Origin of the sequence: Cellulosimicrobium arenosum (assembly GCF_014837295.1) — a bacterium.
Classification (GTDB): Bacteria; Actinomycetota; Actinomycetes; order Actinomycetales; family Cellulomonadaceae; genus Cellulosimicrobium; species Cellulosimicrobium arenosum.
Map to the genome: position 1 here is coordinate 1 of NZ_JACYHB010000020.1, position 16,187 is coordinate 16,187.

13 protein-coding genes are annotated in these 16,187 nt (G+C 74.2%); 3 read left to right on the forward strand and 10 right to left on the reverse strand.

All coding sequences use genetic code 11. The features are described 5' to 3' along the window. Positions 1-264 precede the first annotated feature (264 nt). Both IF651_RS16990 and rpsT read left to right on the forward strand, forming a co-directional pair. On the forward strand, positions 265-816 hold the full coding sequence (locus IF651_RS16990; RefSeq protein WP_191830318.1) for a type II toxin-antitoxin system PemK/MazF family toxin: 552 nt from the start codon (positions 265-267) through the stop codon (positions 814-816). 232 nt (positions 817-1,048) lie between these two features. Beyond that, a complete protein-coding gene (gene rpsT / locus IF651_RS16995; RefSeq protein WP_191830319.1) occupies positions 1,049-1,309 on the forward strand; it encodes a 30S ribosomal protein S20 in 261 nt (86 codons plus the stop codon). Between the two features lie 159 nt (positions 1,310-1,468). Here rpsT and holA read toward each other — a convergent pair whose 3' ends face one another. The 5 genes from holA to leuS form a co-directional block, all read right to left on the reverse strand. Next, positions 1,469-2,488, reverse strand: a complete 1,020-nt coding sequence (gene holA, locus IF651_RS17000) for a DNA polymerase III subunit delta (protein WP_191830320.1) — start codon at positions 2,486-2,488, stop codon at positions 1,469-1,471. Between the two features lie 42 nt (positions 2,489-2,530). Next, the gene (locus IF651_RS17005; protein WP_191830321.1) at positions 2,531-4,927 is read right to left on the reverse strand and encodes a ComEC/Rec2 family competence protein; all 2,397 of its coding nucleotides are present in this window, start codon (positions 4,925-4,927) and stop codon (positions 2,531-2,533) included. Further along, positions 4,924-6,063: a helix-hairpin-helix domain-containing protein gene (locus tag IF651_RS17475; protein WP_338404034.1), complete on the reverse strand. Its 1,140-nt coding sequence runs from the start codon at positions 6,061-6,063 to the stop codon at positions 4,924-4,926. The genes IF651_RS17005 and IF651_RS17475 overlap by 4 nt, the downstream gene beginning before the upstream one ends. 127 nt (positions 6,064-6,190) lie before the next feature. Next, positions 6,191-7,069, reverse strand: coding sequence for a DegV family protein (locus tag IF651_RS17015; RefSeq protein ID WP_422110504.1), 879 nt, complete (start codon positions 7,067-7,069; stop codon positions 6,191-6,193). A 9-nt stretch (positions 7,070-7,078) separates the two neighbouring features. After that, the gene (leuS, locus tag IF651_RS17020; protein WP_191830347.1) at positions 7,079-10,078 is read right to left on the reverse strand and encodes a leucine--tRNA ligase; all 3,000 of its coding nucleotides are present in this window, start codon (positions 10,076-10,078) and stop codon (positions 7,079-7,081) included. Between the two features lie 124 nt (positions 10,079-10,202). Between leuS and IF651_RS17025 the strand changes: the two genes are divergently transcribed. Continuing rightward, positions 10,203-10,676 (forward strand): YbjQ family protein, encoded by a 474-nt coding sequence (locus IF651_RS17025; protein ID WP_191830323.1) that lies wholly within the window; start codon positions 10,203-10,205, stop codon positions 10,674-10,676. A 28-nt stretch (positions 10,677-10,704) separates the two neighbouring features. Here IF651_RS17025 and IF651_RS17030 read toward each other — a convergent pair whose 3' ends face one another. From IF651_RS17030 to IF651_RS17050, 5 genes are all read right to left on the reverse strand, one after another. Beyond that, positions 10,705-11,364: a vitamin K epoxide reductase family protein gene (locus IF651_RS17030; RefSeq protein WP_338404035.1), complete on the reverse strand. Its 660-nt coding sequence runs from the start codon at positions 11,362-11,364 to the stop codon at positions 10,705-10,707. Between the two features lie 73 nt (positions 11,365-11,437). Beyond that, entirely contained in the window at positions 11,438-12,670 is a 1,233-nt protein-coding gene (locus IF651_RS17035) for an MFS transporter (RefSeq protein WP_191830324.1), read from the reverse strand. A 91-nt stretch (positions 12,671-12,761) separates the two neighbouring features. Beyond that, complete coding sequence (locus IF651_RS17040) at positions 12,762-13,451, reverse strand: iron dependent repressor, metal binding and dimerization domain protein (RefSeq protein WP_191830325.1); 690 nt, start codon at positions 13,449-13,451, stop codon at positions 12,762-12,764. 44 nt (positions 13,452-13,495) lie between these two features. After that, a complete protein-coding gene (locus IF651_RS17045) occupies positions 13,496-14,212 on the reverse strand; it encodes a YceI family protein (protein ID WP_191830326.1) in 717 nt (238 codons plus the stop codon). Between the two features lie 70 nt (positions 14,213-14,282). Then, positions 14,283-16,187, reverse strand: coding sequence for a metallophosphoesterase family protein (locus tag IF651_RS17050; RefSeq protein WP_191830327.1), 1,905 nt, complete (start codon positions 16,185-16,187; stop codon positions 14,283-14,285).

Sequence of the window (16,187 nt, forward strand, 5' to 3'; positions counted from 1 at the left end):
AACCTCAGTCGGGGGCGATGCCACGCTCCTATCAAGTCACGCCGGCCGGTCCTCCCACCGGGTGTCGACAATTCACATGCAAGCCACGAAGGCAGCCACGCTAAGAGTCAGACACCCCGGTGACAGGACCCAACCACCGCGAAGCGGCACCGTCACCCTGACACTGACCGCACGCTAGGCGGGTCGCGATGCGGGCGCATCACGTGCGTGTGTCCGCCGCGTAACGGCACGAGGGCAGGTGTGTCCCCCGTGTAGATTGCGGGCGTGGCAGGCACACGATGGCTCGGACGACTCGCCGCCGCGGCACGCGCCCTCGTGCGTGGCACCACCCGCCCCGCCGGACGACCTGCCGGCGGCAGGAACCGGACGACGACCCCGGGGCGCCGGGCGACGACGTCGCGCACGGCTGCCGGGAGCTACCCCGGTGACTACCCGGGCACGGTGCGACCCCGGTACGCGCCACGGCTCGACGGCTCCCCGGACCCCGGTGAGATCGTCTGGACGTGGGTGCCCTACGAGGAGGACCACGCCCAGGGCAAGGACCGGCCGGTGCTGCTCGTCGGGACCGACGGGCCGTGGCTGCTCGCCGTGATGCTGACCAGCAAGGACCACTCGCGGGACGCGCAGGACGAGGCCCGGTGGGGTCGCTACTGGCTCGACATCGGCTCGGGAGCGTGGGACTCGCGCGGTCGGGACAGCGAGGTGCGCCTCGACCGGGTGGTGCGGATCGACCCCGCGCGGGTCCGGCGCGAGGGGGCCGTGGTCGGGCGGTCGGTGTTCGACCGTGTCGTCGCGGGGATCGCCGCGCACCGCTGAGGCGGACCCGAGAGACCGTGCGCTTCTACCCGGCGCCTCCGGCGCGGAGCCCGTCGGGATGCGACTGGATCCGAGCGGTTCCGGGCTGGTACCGTAGTGGCTCGCGTGTCCGCCCAGGTCGGCGGGCACCGCTCCAGCACCTCACCACGGGTTCCCCACCCCAGTCCCGGAGCTGGAGCCGCCCTCTACGACCTATCCGCTCGCTCCGGCGAACACACCAGAAAGTGCACACGTGGCAAACATCAAGTCCCAGATCAAGCGCATCCGCACGAACGAGAAGGCTCGCCTGCGCAACAAGGCGGTCAAGTCCGAGCTCAAGACGTACGTGCGCCGCGTGCGCGAGGCCGTCGCCGCGGGCGACAAGGACGTGGCGAACACCGCGCTCCAGGCCGCCTCGCGCAAGCTCGACAAGGCTGTCTCGAAGGGCGTCGTCCACCAGAACCAGGCCGCGAACCGCAAGTCGGCTCTCGCGAAGGCCGTCGCCGCGCTCTGAACGACGTGTCGCCGCTGAGGCGACACCGTCTCTCCACGAGGGGCGCCGACCCGCACGGGTCGGCGCCCCTCGTGCGTGCCGAGCCGCGCGCGGGCAGCGACGAGGATCCGCGGACGGCGACCGGCGTCCTCCCGGCCGACCGCACTCCTCCTGCGCCGGTCAGCGGCCGTGCGACCGGGCGATCGTCAGGACGGCTCGCTCGACGGCGAACACCGGGTCCCGCCCGGCGCCCTTGACCTCGGCATCGGCCTGCGCGACCGCGCTGATCGCGGTCGCCAGACCCTCCGGCGTCCAGCCGGCCAGCTCGCGGCGCGCGCGGTCCACCTGCCAGGGCGCCATGCCCAGGTCCTTCGCCGACGCCGACCCGCGGCCCCGCGCCGCCCCGACCTTCGCCAGCGCGCGCAGCTTCATGGCCAGTGCGGCGACGAGCGGCACCGGGTCGGCGCCCGTCGCGAGCGCATGGCGCAGCAGCGCGACCGCCTCGCCCGTGCTCCCCGCGACAGCTGCGTCTGCGACCCGGAACCCGGTGGCTTCGACCCGCCCGCCGTAGTAGCGGTCCACGACCTGTTCGGTGACCGTGCCCTCGGTGTCGGTCACCAGCTGTCCGCACGCCGCGGCGAGCTCTCGCAGGTCCGTCCCCAGCGCCTCGACGAGCGCTCGGACGCCCGACGCGTCGATCCGCCGCCGGGCACGGCGGAACTCCGCCGTGACGAACGCGACCTTGTCAGAGTCCTTCTTGATCGCCTCGGCAAGGACGACCGGTGCCCCGCTCGCGCGGATCGCGTCGAGCATCCGCTTCCCCCGCACACCCCCGCCGTGCACCACGACGACCGTGGTGCCCGGGTCGGCGACCGGGACGTAGGCGGTGACGTCGGCGACGAGCTCCTCGGTCGCAGCCTCCGCCCCGCCGACCACGACGATCTTCGCCTCGCCGAACAAGGACGGGCTGGTCGCGACGGAGAGCGACCCTGCCTGATAGGACGCGCCCTCCAGCGCGATCTTCTCGACCTGAGGATCGCGTTCGCGCGCGAGGTCGACGAGCGCGTCCACGGCCCGCTCGGCGAGCAGCGACTCGGGGCCCTGCACGAGGACGACCGGCGCGAGCCGCACGTCGTCCCACGACGTCGACGGTCCCGCGGAGCGGGACGCTGCTGCGGACCTGGACTGCGTGGCGGGCATGGGCACAGCCTGCCACGGACCGCCGACGCCCTGCTTCCTGCCTCACGGGCAGCCCGCGACGCCCAGCTCGTCGCCGCGCACCACGAGCACGACCGGCCCGCACAGGTCCGTGCGCAGCACCGTCGCCCCGCCCGAGCGGTACAGGTCGAGGGCGCGGTCGGTCGGGTGCCCGTAGGTGTTCTCCCCCGAGCTCACGAGCGCCACCGAGGGCGAGAGCAGTCGTGCGAGCCGGTCGGACTGCACGCTGGACCCGTGGTGGGCGACCTTGACCACGTCGACGGCGGCGACGCCCCCGGGGGCGTCGAGGGTTGCGGCGAGCGCCCCCTGCCCGGCGTCCTCCAGGTCGCCCAGCGCGACGACGTCGACCCCCTCCACCTCGACCCGCAGCGCGATGCTCGCGTCGTTCGCCTCCTGCCCCTGCGCACCGACCTGCAGCACCTGCCAGCGGACCGAACCGGGGCCGACCGTCCCGGACTCCCCGGGCTCGGGCACCTCGACCGGGACCCGCGCGGCGTCGAGGGCGGCCAGCGTCTGATCGGCCTGGTGCACCGGATCGCGGGCACCGGTGACCAGGGCGCGCTGCACGGTGCGCCCGGCGAGGACCGGCTCGAGCCCACCCACGTGATCGGCGTGGAAGTGGCTGAGCACGAGCAGGTCCACGCGCCGCACGCCGAGGAGGTCGAGGCAGCGGGAGGCAGCGTCCCCGGCCGGTCCGACGTCCACGACGACGGCCGACCCGGGTCCCGAGCGCAGCACCAGCGCGTCACCCTGGCCGACGTCGCAGGCGACGACCACCCAGTCTCCCGGCACGCCCCCGCGATCTCGGACGGTCCGCGCCGCGTGGAGCCCGCCGAGGACCAGCCCCAGCACGAGCGCGGCCGCGAGGAGAACGACGGGCCGGGGTCGGCGGCCGGTGCTCATGTCGACCTGCGGGGCGCCGGACCGTCGGCGCAGCCACGCGCACAGGCCGACGGCCGTCGCAGTCAGGGCCGCGAGCAGCACGAGCCCGCCCCACCCGCCCGGCCAGGGGAGCCGGGCGCCGGGCAGGTCCGCGAAGAAGCGCGCGACGGTCGCGATCCACCACGTGCACCGCCCGGCGAGCCAGGCGACGACGGTCGCGGTCCCGGGTGCGGACGGGGCGACGAGTGTCGCGAGCACCCCGAGGAGCGTGGCGGGTGCGAGCGCCGGCGCGGCGAGCAGGTTCGCGGGCACCGCGTACGCGCTGACGGACGGGTCGAGCAGGACGAGGACCGGCGCGCACGCCGCCTGCGCGGCGACGGGCAGGGCGATCGCGTGCGCGAGCACCCGCCCGCACCACGCGGCGAGCGCCCGCGCGAGGGGTGCGGCTCCCAGCGCGAGCCCGGCGGTCGCCGCGACGGACAGGACGAAGCCGTAGGACCGGGCGAGCCACGGGTCGGCCACCACGAGGACGACGACGGCGGCCGACAGCGCCGTGATCGCCCGTGAGGGCCGACCGAGCGCGAGCCCGGCGAGCCCGACGGCCCCCATCGCCGCGGCGCGGACGACGCTCGGTTCCGGGTGGACGAGCAGCACGAAGCCCGCCGTCGCGAGCGCCGTGATGCCCACCCGTGCCCAGCGCGGTGCTCGCAACGCCACGCACGTCCCGGCGACGCACGCGACGACGATCGCGAAGTGCCCTCCGGACACGGCCGTGACGTGGGTGAGCGACGTCGTGCGCATCGCGTCGTCGAGGTCGTCGTCGAGCCGGGTCGTGTCCCCGATCGCGACTCCGGGGACGAGGCCGCGCGCCTGCGCGTCCAGGGGGTCCGTCGCGGCGAGCAGGTCGCTGCGCATCGACTCCACCGCCCGCAGGAGCACCGGGGGTGCCCGCACGGTCCGGGGAGCTGCATCGACCCGGAGCACCGTCCGGTCCCCCTGCACGCCGAGGCGTCCCGTGGCCGTCACGAGACCGCCGTACCGGACGTCCGCCCAGCCCTGCCCGGCACCGACCACCGTGAGGGGACCGCGGGTCGTCGTGCGGACACCCCGGGCCTCGAGACCCCGCAGCTCGACGCGCACCTCGTGCTGGTCCGCGGCCCCGGACCACGGGTTCGTCCGGGGCACGACCCCCGACCGGACCGTCGCCGTCACCGTCGCCGTGGCCCCGGTCCGCGCCAGCCCGTCGAGACCCGCCGTCGAACGGGACGCGAGCTGCGCCCCGGCAGAGACGAGGACCGCCGTCAGGCAGCCGACCAGGAGCAGCGCCGCGCCGCCCACGGCACCCGGGCGGGCACCGGCGGTGGTGCCACCGGAGCGAGACCGCCGGACCGCACGACGGCGGTCGAGGCACAGCAGGGCCGCCAGGAGCACGGCGCAGACCGCGGACGCCACGAGGACGGGGGCCGGTCGCGCGCCGACCGCGATCGCGGCCGCCGCCCAGACGGTCAGCGCGGCCGGGGCGAGGCGGAGGTCGGTCATACGCGCACGCGGTCGCGCACGTCGGCGAGGACCGCCGGGCCGATCCCGCTCACCTCCCCCAGCTCCTCGACCGCCGTGAACGGGCCGTTGTCGGTCCGCCACTGCACGATGCGTCCCGCGAGGACCGGACCGACCCCCGGCAGGGCCTCGAGCGCCGCGGCGTCGGCCGTGTTCAGGTCGACGACGGGATCGGCGCCCGGTGGCGCACCGTCCGACCCACCACCCGTCGCCGGGGCCGCGACGACGGTCTCGCCGGGTCGGGGCACGACGATCTGCTCGCCGTCGCTCACCGGGCGCGCGAGATTGAGGGCCGCGAGGTCCGCCTCTGGCCCGGCCCCACCCGCCGCGTCGATCGCGTCCGCGACCCGTGCTCCCTCGGGGACCGCCACGAGACCCGGGCTCGCCACCTGCCCGACGACGTGGACGACGACGCCGGCCGCGTCCGGCGCGTCCGGCACCGGCGACCCGGCAGAGCCGTCGGACCCGTCCGGCACGACGGCTCCGGCGGCGCTCTCGTCGTCGTCCGCGGACTCCTCCCCGGACCGGGCGCTCGCAGCGACCGAGGTCTGTGCGGACGGCGCCGGCTCGCCGACCGGGGCGACGGTCCGGACCTCTGCGCCGTCGCCCGTGAGCGCGACCGCCGCGCACACTGCCCCGAGGCCGAGCACGACGACGAGCGCCGCGACCGCGACCCGCGGCGCGACCGCCCACCTGCGCGTCACCTCCTCCTGGGGAGGGGCGAACCCGGCGTGCGTCGTCGGGTGCCCGTGCGTGGCCGCATAGGCCTGCGCCACCCGCTCGGCGGCGCGGCGGCGCACCTGGGCCGCGGTTCCCTCGACCGGCACGCCCGCGGACGTCGCGGCCGCTTCCGTGGCCGAACCCGTGCCCTCTCCCGCGCCCTCCGCCGACTCCTCGCCCGGTCGGCCCGGCACCCAGCCCGACGGGTCGTGCTGCGGCCCGGGGTCGTCCGGCGGCACGGGGTCGTGCGGCGCAGTTTCGGGGTGCCAGGCCAGCACGGGGGCACCGCCGCGCGTGACCGGTCCTCCCGCCGTCAGGGCCCGCAGGCGACGTCGTGCCACCGGGTCGCTGCTCGGCCGCGGTCGTCGGGCTCCCGGGTGGTGGCGTGGTGTGCTCACGCACCGGACGGTAGGGACCTCACGACGGGCGCGGCCCCTGCGGTGCTGAGCCTGTGGAGGACACGGCCGCCGCATCGACCTGTGGACGGCCAGGAACCTTCTGCTCCGCCCGCTCAGGTCCTCCGCGTCACGCGCACGTGTCCGCTCGCTCCCCCGCCGCGAGGTCCGCGACGACGACGGCCAGCGCCCCCGGGCCGACGTGCGCGCCGAGGACCGCGCTGACCGGAGAGACCACCACGTCGAGACCGCAGCGCCGGGTGAGCTCGGTCGCGAAGCGCGTGGCGCCGTCCGGGTCTCCCGCGTGGTGGACGGCCAGCGCGGGTGCCTGCCGCCGGCCGGCCGACTCGACCGCGACGGTCGTCATCCGCTCGACGGCGGCGGCCCGGGTCCGCACCTTCTGGACCACCTCGATGCGCCCGTCGCGCACCGCGAGCAGCGGCCGCACGCCCAGGACCGTGCCGAACGTCGCCGCGGCCGCGCTGATCCGGCCACCACGGCGCAGGTGCTCGAGCGAGTCGACGCAGAAGATCGACCGACTGGAGTCGGCGACGTCCAGCGCGCGCCGTGCGACCTCCTCCGCGTCCGCACCGGCGGCCGCCGCGACCGCGGCCTCGATCGCAGCGAAGCCGAGGCCCATGGCGACCGTGCGCGAGTCGACGACGCGCACGGGCACCGGAGCCCGGCTCGCGGCGAGCGCGGCCGCATGGACGGTGCCGGACAGGTCACCGGAGAGATGCACCGAGACGATCTCGAGCGCTCCGTCCCGCGCCGCCCGGTCGTAGGCCGCCGCGAAGGCGCCCGGCGACGGTTGCGAGGTCGAGACGCGCCGACCGTCGGACAGGTACGCCGCCACCTCGTCGGGCCCGATGTCGACGCCTTCGCGGAACGTCTCGTCCTCGACCACGACGTGGAGCGGGACGACGTCCAGCCCCGCCGTCGGTGCAGCGGGGAGCGATGCCGTGGAGTCCGTGACGACGTGGACGTGCCGCGAGCTCGTCGGGTCCACCATCAGGCGTCAGATCACCACGTTGACGAGCTTGGGCGCACGGACGATCACCCTGCGCACGTCCGCACCGTCGATCGCCCGGACCACGTTCGGCTCGGCGAGCGCGGCAGCCGTCAGGTCCTCGTCGGAGATCGACGGCGGGACCTCGAGCCGACCCCGCACCTTGCCCTTGACCTGCACGACGCACGTCACGGTGTCCTCGACGAGGTACTGGGGGTCCGCCGTCGGGAAGGGCTCGTGCGCGAGCGAGCCCTCGTGACCCAGCCGCTCCCAGAGCTCCTCCGCGAGGTGCGGTGCCACGGGCGCCGTCATGAGGACGAGCGGCTCCACCGCCTCGCGCGGGACCCGGTCGAGCGACGTCAGGTGGTTGTTGAGCGTGATGAGCTTCGCGATCGCGGTGTTGGGTCGCATGTGCTCCATCTCGACGCGCACGTCCGCGATCGCGTGGTGCACCGCGCGCAGGGTGGCGGGCTCGGCAGGTTCGTCGGTGACGGTCGCCTCCCCGGTGTCCTCGCTCACGACGTTGCGCCACAGCCGCTGCAGGAACCGCTGCGACCCGACGACGGCACGGGTGTCCCACGGTCTCGACAGGTCGAGCGGCCCCATCGACATCTCGTAGACGCGGAACGTGTCCGCGCCGTACTCGCCGTACATGTCGTCGGGCGTCACGACGTTCTTCAGGGACTTGCCCATCTTCCCGTACTCCCGCTGCACGACCTCGCCGCCCCAGCGGTAGACGACCTCGCCGGACCCGTCGGCCGCGGGCTCCTCCGACACCTCGGCGGCCGGCACGTACTGACCGCGCGAGTCCGTGAACGCGTACGCCTGGACATAGCCCTGGTTGAACAGGCGGTGGAACGGCTCGACGCTCGACACGTGGCCCAGGTCGAAGAGCACCTTGTGCCAGAACCGCGCGTACAGCAGGTGCAGCACGGCGTGCTCGACACCGCCGACGTAGAGGTCGACGCCGCCCGCACGACCTGCGCTCGCGTTGTGCTCCGGGCCCATCCAGTAGCGCTCGAGCTCCGGGTCGACCACGGTGGCGCCGTCCGCCGCGGAACCGGCCCAGGACGGGTCCAGGTAGCGCAGGTAGTACCAGCACGAGCCGGCCCAGTTGGGCATCGTGTTCGTGTCGCGGCGGTACGCCCGCGGTCCGTCGCCCAGGTCCAGCGTGACGTCGACCCAGTCCTCGTTGCGACCGAGCGGCGCCTCGGGCGACGACCCGGCGTCGTCGGGCGCGAACGTGCGCGGCGCGTAGTCCGGGACGTCGGGCAGGTCGACGGGCAGCAGCGCGTCCGGGATCGCGACCGGCTGGTCGTTGGCGTCCCACACGATCGGGAACGGCTCGCCCCAGTAACGCTGGCGGCTGAACAGCCAGTCGCGCAGGCGGTAGGTCGTCGTGGCCTCTCCCCGGCCCTTCGCGACGAGCCAGTCGACGATCGAACGCTTCGCCGTCGCGACGTCGAGACCGTCGAGCGAGACCTCGTCGTTCGAGGACGCGACGATCTCGCCGTCCCCGGTCCAGGCGCCGTGGAAGCCGTCGGGGAAACCGTCCGCCGGGCGCACGGTGTGCACGACCGGGAGACCGAACGCCTCGGCGAACGTGAAGTCACGCTCGTCCCCGCCGGGGACGGCCATGATCGCGCCGGTGCCGTACCCCATGAGCACGTAGTCGGCGGTGAAGACCGGGATCGTCTCGCCGTCGACGGGGTTGACCGCGAGGTGACCGGTGAACACGCCGGTCTTCTTGCCCGCGTCGGCCTGACGCTCGACGGCGGTCTTCGCCGCCGCCTCGCGCCGGTAGGCGGCGACGGCCTCGACGGGCGAGGCGTGCCCGCCGGTCCACGCCGACGACGTCCCGTCGGGCCAGTGCGTCGGGACCTCGTCGAGGAGCGGGTGCTCCGGGGCCACGACCATGAACGTCGCGCCGAACAGGGTGTCGGGGCGGGTCGTGAAGACCTCGACCTGCGAGCCCGCCTCGGTCGCCACGTCGTTCGCGCCGTCAGCGGCCCCGAGCACGGCGAAGCGCACGAGCGCGCCGTCGCTGCGGCCGATCCAGTTGCGCTGCATCGCCACGACCTTCTCGGGCCAGTCGATGAGGTCCAGGTCGTCGACGAGCCGGTCCGCGTAGGCGGTGATGCGCATCTTCCACTGGCGCAGCGTGCGCTGGAAGACCGGGAAGTTGCCGCGCTCGGAACGACCGTCCGCGGTGACCTCCTCGTTGGCGAGGACCGTGCCCAGCCCGGGCGCCCAGTTCACCGGGGACTCGTCGACGTACGCGAGCCGCTGGGAGTCGACGACGGCGCGGCGCTGCACCGGCGTGAGCGTCGACCAGGTCGCGCCGGGCTCCACGCCGTCCACGCCGCCGGGCAGCGGCCGGGTGCCGGCGGCGTACTCGGCCTCGAGCTCCGCGACGGGCCGGGCGCGCCCGCGTCCGCCGTCGGGCCGCTGCGCGTCCGGGTCGTACCAGGAGTCGAAGATCTGCAGGAAGATCCACTGCGTCCAGCGCACGTAGTCGCTGTCGATCGTGGCGAACGAACGCCGCGGGTCGTGCGCCAGCCCCATCCGCCGCAGCTGGCGGCGGTACGTGGCCATGTTGCGCTCGGTCACGGACCGCGGGTGCTCCCCGGTCGCGACGGCGTACTGCTCGGCCGGCAGGCCGAAGGCGTCGAAACCCATGGCGTGCAGGACGTTCTCACCGCACATGCGCCGGAACCGACCCACGACGTCGGTCGCGATGAATCCGAGCGGGTGCCCGACGTGCAGCCCGGCGCCCGAGGGGTACGGGAACATGTCCATGATGAAGAAGGGGCTCACGCCCTGCGGGCCGTCACCGTGCCCGTCGGTGAGCGCGCCCGTCGGGTTCGCGGCGTAGAACGTGCCGCGCTCCTCCCACCGGTCCTGCCACTTGAGCTCGATCTGCTCCGCGAGCGCCGGCGTGTACCGGTGTGCCGGGGCCCCCGCGGGGGCCGCCGCGTCGTGTGCGTGCGTCTCGGTGGTGTCAGGAATCGTCACGCCGCCGAGTCTACCGAGGTCGGGGTCCGGTCCGACCGGGCCGCTGCTGCCGTCGACGGTGGTGCACTCTCGTGAGCGACATCACGGCGCGGTCTCGTTCCGTGGCAGGATGCGCCCCATGATTGTCGTGACGACGAATGACGTCCCGGGCTACCGCATCGACGCGGTCCTGGGCGAGGTGATGGGCATGACCGTCCGCAGCGCGAACATCGGCGCGAACTTCGTCGCCGGCTTCCGCGCCATGGGCGGGGGCGAGGTGAAGGAGTACACGAAGCTCGTGTACGAGTCCCGCCAGGAGGTCATGCACCGCATGGTCGAGGAGGCCACGCGCCGGGGCGCGAACGCCGTGATCGGCATGCGCTTCGACACGGGAGACATCGCGCAGTCCTTCTCGGAGATCTGCGCGTACGGCACCGCGGTGGTCGCGCACCCGATCGCCGCCGGGCAGCCGGGTGCGACGACCCAGTCCGCGCACCAGGCGTCCGCGGCGGCGCACCGGCCCCAGCAGGGCCCGCAGGACCGACAGCCCGGGCACGGGCAGCCGCAGCCGTACGGCCAGCAGCCCCCGCAGCCTGGCTACGACCAGCGGTAGGCCCGGGCCCGCCCGAGGCAGGTGCCCGTCAGAGGCTCGCCGCGAGGTGCGGGCCCATGACGAGCAGCACCCAGGCGACGAGCGCGACGTACCCGATCGCGACGAAGATGTGCCGGTTCCCGACGAGCGTGCGGCGCGCTCCCGCGCCGGCGGGCAGGTGGCCCTCCTGCAGCGCGTGGACGAGCTGGTACCAGAACAGCGGCCACACCACGGCCCACACGACCATGCAGTAGGGGCACAGCGCGACCAGCGCGTACAGGCTCGTCCAGACGAGAAAGACGACGAGGCCGAGGGCGACCGTCGTCGCCGCCAGGAGCGAGAGCCAGTACCAGCGGGGCAGCCTGGCTCCGACCAGCAGGACGACACCGGTCGTGATCACGACGGGGAAGGCTGCGACCCCGAGGACCGGGTTCGGGAAGCCCAGGAGCGAGCCCTGCCAGGACCCCATCGCCGCGCCGCAGTCGATGAACACGTTGAGGCTGCAGGACAGCACGTGCCCGGGGTCGATGAGCGTGAGGTACCGCTCGATCGTCAGGGCGGCCGAGGCCACGAGGCCGATCGTGCCGAGCACGACGAGCAGCACACCCATCGTGCGCGGACCGAGTCCTCGGGTCCCGGCGACGTCCGCGAGGCTCGGGTCGTCGACGTCGGTCGTGACGTCCGCACCGGAGGTGGCGCTCTTGCTCACGGGGATGCTCCTCGGGGATCCTCGGCTCGTCGCCGACGCTGGCTGGACGCGCCCTGGGCGCGGTGCCGACAACCTATCGCGACTCGCTGGGAAGCCGCTGAGCCGTCACGGGAGCGGCGTCGGTGGAGACGACGACACCGGCGGGTCGGCGCCCTGCGACGAGGATGATCGCCAGGCCGGCGAGCGTGAGCAGGACACCCGTCCAGGCCGGCGCGAGATAGCCCCATCCACCGGCGATGACGAGGCCACCGAGGAAGGCACCGTTGGCGTTGCCGACGTTCAGCGCGGAGTGGCACAGCGCGGCGCCGAGAGACGGGGTCGCCGGAGACAGGTCCATGAGTCGCGTCTGGAGCGCGAGCCCCAGCACCTGGGACGTGACGCCGAGCAGGAACAGCGCGAGCACGGCGGGGACGGGGTGCTCCCCCGTCAGCGCGAAGAGCGCGAGCGTCGCCGCGGTCGAGCCGAAACCGAGGTACACGGTCCGCATCACGGACCGGTCCGCGAGCCGGCCGCCGACGAGCGTCCCCACGGTCATCCCGACGCCGAAGACCGCGAGCACCAGCGGCACCGCACCTGACGAGAGACCCGTGGCGCGAGTGATCGTCGGTTCGACGTAGGAGTACACGGCGAACATGCCGCCGAACCCGACCGCGGCGGCGACGAACCCGATCCACAGGGGTGCGTTGCGCAGCGCGCCGAGCTCGCGCCGCACGCTCGAGACCTCGCGGCCGGCGTCGGCCGGCACGAGCCACCACAGCGCCGCGAGGGTCACGAGCCCGAGCAGACCCACGAGCACGAACGCCGCACGCCACCCGAGCTGCTGCCCGACGAACGTCGACAGCGGCACGCCGACGACGTTCGCGACCGTCAGCCCGGTCATCATCATCGCGACGGCGTGCCCACGACGCCCCGGGCCGACGACGGCGGCACCCACGGCCGCGCCCACGCCGAAGAAGGCACCGTGCGGCAGCCCGGCGAGGAAGCGACCGGCGACGAGTGTGTCGATGCTTCCCGCGGTCGCGGACAGCACGTTGGCGACGGAGTAGAACGCCATGAGCGCGAGGAGGAGCTGCTTGCGCGGCAGCCGGGCCGCGAGCACGGTGAGCAGCGGCGCGCCGACGACCACGCCGACCGCGTAGGCCGTGATCGCGTTCCCGGCCGTGGGGATCGACACCTGCAGGTCGGCCGCGATGTCGGACAGCAGGCCCATCGTCGCGAACTCGGTCGTACCGATGGTGAACCCGCCCATGGCGAGCGCCAGGAGGGCGGGGGTGGCGGACGGCGCGGGCCGTGCCGGGTCGGTCATGAGGGTCTCCGGTCGTCGGGCCGAGAGGCATCGAATCGATTCGAGGAACGTCGGCGACGATGACGACGGAAGATCGGGGTACGCCGACAGTCTAGGCGGTCGGGTCGCTCCCGCGCACGACCCACACGTGCTCGGCAGCCCGCAGGCCGAGCTGGGCGCTCGACGACCCCGACCACCGCAGGGTCACCGTCCCCGCGTACTCGCGTCGTTCCGTGACCTCCACGTGGGTGTCCAGCCCGACCCCGAGCTCGGCCAGGTATCGCAGGACGTCCGGGTCGGCGTCGGAGATGCGTACGACGACGGCACCCTCGCCCGCCGCGAGGTCGGACAGCGCCACCGCAGGCGGGCTGTCGAGCTCGCCGGACGGCGTCGGGATCGGGTCGCCGTGCGGGTCGCGCGTCGGGTGACCGAGCCTGGCGTCGATCCGCTCGATCATGAGGTCGGAGACCGCGTGCTCGAGCACCTCGGCCTCGTCGTGGACCTCGTCCCACCCGTACCCCAGCTCCGAGACGAGGTACGTCTCGAGCAACCTGTGCCGGCGCACCATCGCCAGGGCCAGGGCCCGGCCGCGCTCCGTCAGCTCGATGGCCCCGTAGGGCGCGTGCTCCAGCAGCCCCTGCGCGCTGAGCCTGCGGACGGTCTCCGAGACCGTGGACGCGCCGACGCCCATGCGCGCCGCGAGGAGCTTGGTCGTCACCGGGTCCTGCGACCATTCCTGGGCGGACCAGACGACCTTCAGGTAGTCCTGGCCCACGGGCGTGAGGTCGGCGGGGTGGTCCACGCGACCACCCTAGTTCACGGCGACGGCCCGCCCGGGGCGCGGGCTCAGGACCCGTCTCCGGGCTGGGTGGCGTGCTCGAGCTGCAGCCGGACCTCGACCGTCGCGTCGTCGTCGACCGGGACCGCGGACTCCGGCGGCACGCTGACGCCGAGTTCGGTGAGCGTGACGGGGACTGCAGCGCTGACCTGGAGGCCGTCACCGGAGCGCTGCGCCTCGACGGACGCCTCGACCGGGATCGTCACGTCGCGCACGGTGAGGGTGCCGCGCGCCTCGAGCACCACCGGCTCGGTCGTGCGCTCCAGCTCGCTGACGTCCACCGGGGCGGTGAGCGTGAAGATCACGCTCGGGTAGGCCTCCACCTCGAGCGCCTCCCGGTAGGCGCGGTCGAGCGCGGCGTCCCCGGTCGTCACGCCGGCGGTCTGCGTGGTGATCTCTGCGCTCTGCGCCTCGCCGCCACGGACGACGACGTGCCCGCCGACGTCGGCGGTGGTCGCGACCACAGGATCCCCCGACGCCCCCGATCCGGTCTCGTGGACGCGGTACCCCGCCTCGGAGCCGCCCGCCACGACCCACGTCCCGTCGACCTCGAAGGGCCCGGGGGCAGGGTCCTCGACGCTGTCGGTGGGTGTCCCGGACGTCTCCAGACCCAGAGGCGGCGGCGCCTTGCCTTCCGTGATCTGCGACCAGACGAACGGCGCGAGCAGGACGGCGACCAGCGCGAGGACGACCACGACGACGATCCAGCGCGAGGACCTGCTCATGGGCACCATGATGCCTCGGCGCCTCGCGCGGACCGCAGACCGACGCGCGCCCGGGCCGCGACCGGGCGCACTACTCGTCGCCGGCCGGTTCCTCGGTCGACGTCGCCGGAGCCGTCGGCGCGTCCGTACCCGTCTCCGTGCCCGCCTCGGTCCCGAGCGACTCGTCGCCGGGCTGGTTCTCCTCGTCGCCGGGCGCGACCGGGCGGGGCCACGCGATGCGAGGCCACACCTTCGCGGTCGCATCGGTCGCGACCTGCACGAGCTGCCAGTCGACGATCCGCCGCTCGACCGGGTCGAAGCGCAGCACCGTCATCTCCGCCGTGCCCTTGAGCGGGCCGATCCGCAGCTGGTCGGCGACCGCGCCCGCGGTGCTCCCGCTCACGTACCGCACGCCGTAGCCGTACGGGTCCGGGCCGTCGCGGGTGTGCATGTGGCCGGCGAGCAGCGAGGGGACGCACCCGGAGTCGAGCGCGTCGTTCCCCATCCGCGGGGTGTGGATCATCATGAGGTCGATCGGGTCGCCGCTCTCCTGCAGCTCGCACGCGGTGTCCGCGAGACGGGCCGCGTACTGCGCCGGCGTCTCCTCCCGCGCCGGCTTGCTGCCCTCGCCGATCCGTGACTCCAACGGGTCGCGGTCGCCGAGGATGCGGATGCCCTCGACGTCCACGACCGAGCCGTCGAGCTCGATCGCCCCGTTCGAGCGCCATTGCTGCGCCGTCTCGACGCTGTCGTGGTTGCCGTCCGCCACGACCGTCTGCACGCCCTGCGGGACCGCGGAGGCGAACGAGTCGACGCAGAACGACTCCACCCCTGTCCCGTTCATGGTCGTGTCGCCGGCGTTGAGGACGATGCTCGCCCCGGAACGCTCGGCGGCGGTCCGGATGAGCGGGGTCATGCCGGTGTTGCAGTGCAGGTCGCTGATCATCAGGAGCGTCACGAGCTCGTCGTCCGGCGTCGTGGTCGCGCCAGACGTCGCCCCGTCCTCGCCCCGGTCCCCGCCCTCGTCCTGGGCCGCGGCCCCGTCCTGGCCCGCGGCCCCGTCCTCGTCGTCGTCCTCCTCCGGGGAGGGGTCGGTGCCGTCCGCACCGGTGCTCTCGTCGGTGGGGTCGCCCGTGGGCGCGTCGTTCTCCGCGGCTGGGCCCGGTCCCGCCGGGGTGTCCGTCGACCCGCCGGGGCCCGGGGGGTCCGCGGACGCTGCCAGGACGTCCTGGATCGCCGCGCGGCGGTCCCAGGCCGTGGCGAGGTTGGCGTCGGCCTCCGCGTAGAACTCGTCGTTCTCGCGCAGCAGGTCGAGCGCGATGGACCCGTACGTGTCGACGATCCCCCCGAGCCGTCCGGTGATGCGCGCACCCTCCAGAGGCGTCCCGGCGAAGACGGCCGACGCCGGGCGCGACGTGCCCCCCGTCGAGTCCGGGTCGCTCCCGGTGAGGGTCGCACCGACGAGGACCACGACGAGCAGCCCGGCCGTGATCTCGTAGGTACGCGGCGCCAGGGCCGCCGAGACCTCCCGTCGCCGTGCGGCGCCGAGCAGGAGCACCAGCCCCGCCGACCCCGCCCCGACCAGCAGCACGGCGAGTGCGGTCCGCCGCAGCGCGTCGACGACCAGGTCGTGCGCGACCGCCGAGATCGTCGTCCCGGGCGACGCGAAGAACGCCAGGTAGGCGTCGAGGTCGTGCGACAGGCTGTCGAGGCTCTCGGCCTGGCCCACGGCCGTGAGGTCGGCGGGGATCTCCTCGACCGTGACGAGGACGCCGAGGCGCAGCGGCAGGGGCGAGTCGATCTGCAACGTCCCGAGCGGCCCGAAGTCGAGGACGACGAGCCCGCTCGTCGTGACGTCGTACCGCGCCTCGTGGGGACCGAGCCCGGCGTCGACCTGCGCCGACGTCACACCCCACAGGACGCACGGGAACAGCAGGGCGATCACGACGAGCGTGCGTCGGAGCCACCGGGGCGGGATGCGGCGGGAAGTGGTCAT

What these genes read in the sequence shown, in the direction of transcription:
- IF651_RS17025 (WP_191830323.1), top strand. Translation starts at nt 10,203, where the DNA reads ATGATTGTCGTGACGACGAATGACGTCCCGGGCTACCGCATCGACGCG.
- IF651_RS17045 (WP_191830326.1), bottom strand. Translation starts at nt 14,212, where the DNA reads ATGAGCAGGTCCTCGCGCTGGATCGTCGTCGTGGTCGTCCTCGCGCTG.
- IF651_RS17035 (WP_191830324.1), bottom strand. Translation starts at nt 12,670, where the DNA reads ATGACCGACCCGGCACGGCCCGCGCCGTCCGCCACCCCCGCCCTCCTG.
- IF651_RS17050 (WP_191830327.1), bottom strand. Translation starts at nt 16,187, where the DNA reads ATGACCACTTCCCGCCGCATCCCGCCCCGGTGGCTCCGACGCACGCTC.
- holA (WP_191830320.1), bottom strand. Translation starts at nt 2,488, where the DNA reads ATGCCCGCCACGCAGTCCAGGTCCGCAGCAGCGTCCCGCTCCGCGGGA.
- IF651_RS17005 (WP_191830321.1), bottom strand. Translation starts at nt 4,927, where the DNA reads ATGACCGACCTCCGCCTCGCCCCGGCCGCGCTGACCGTCTGGGCGGCG.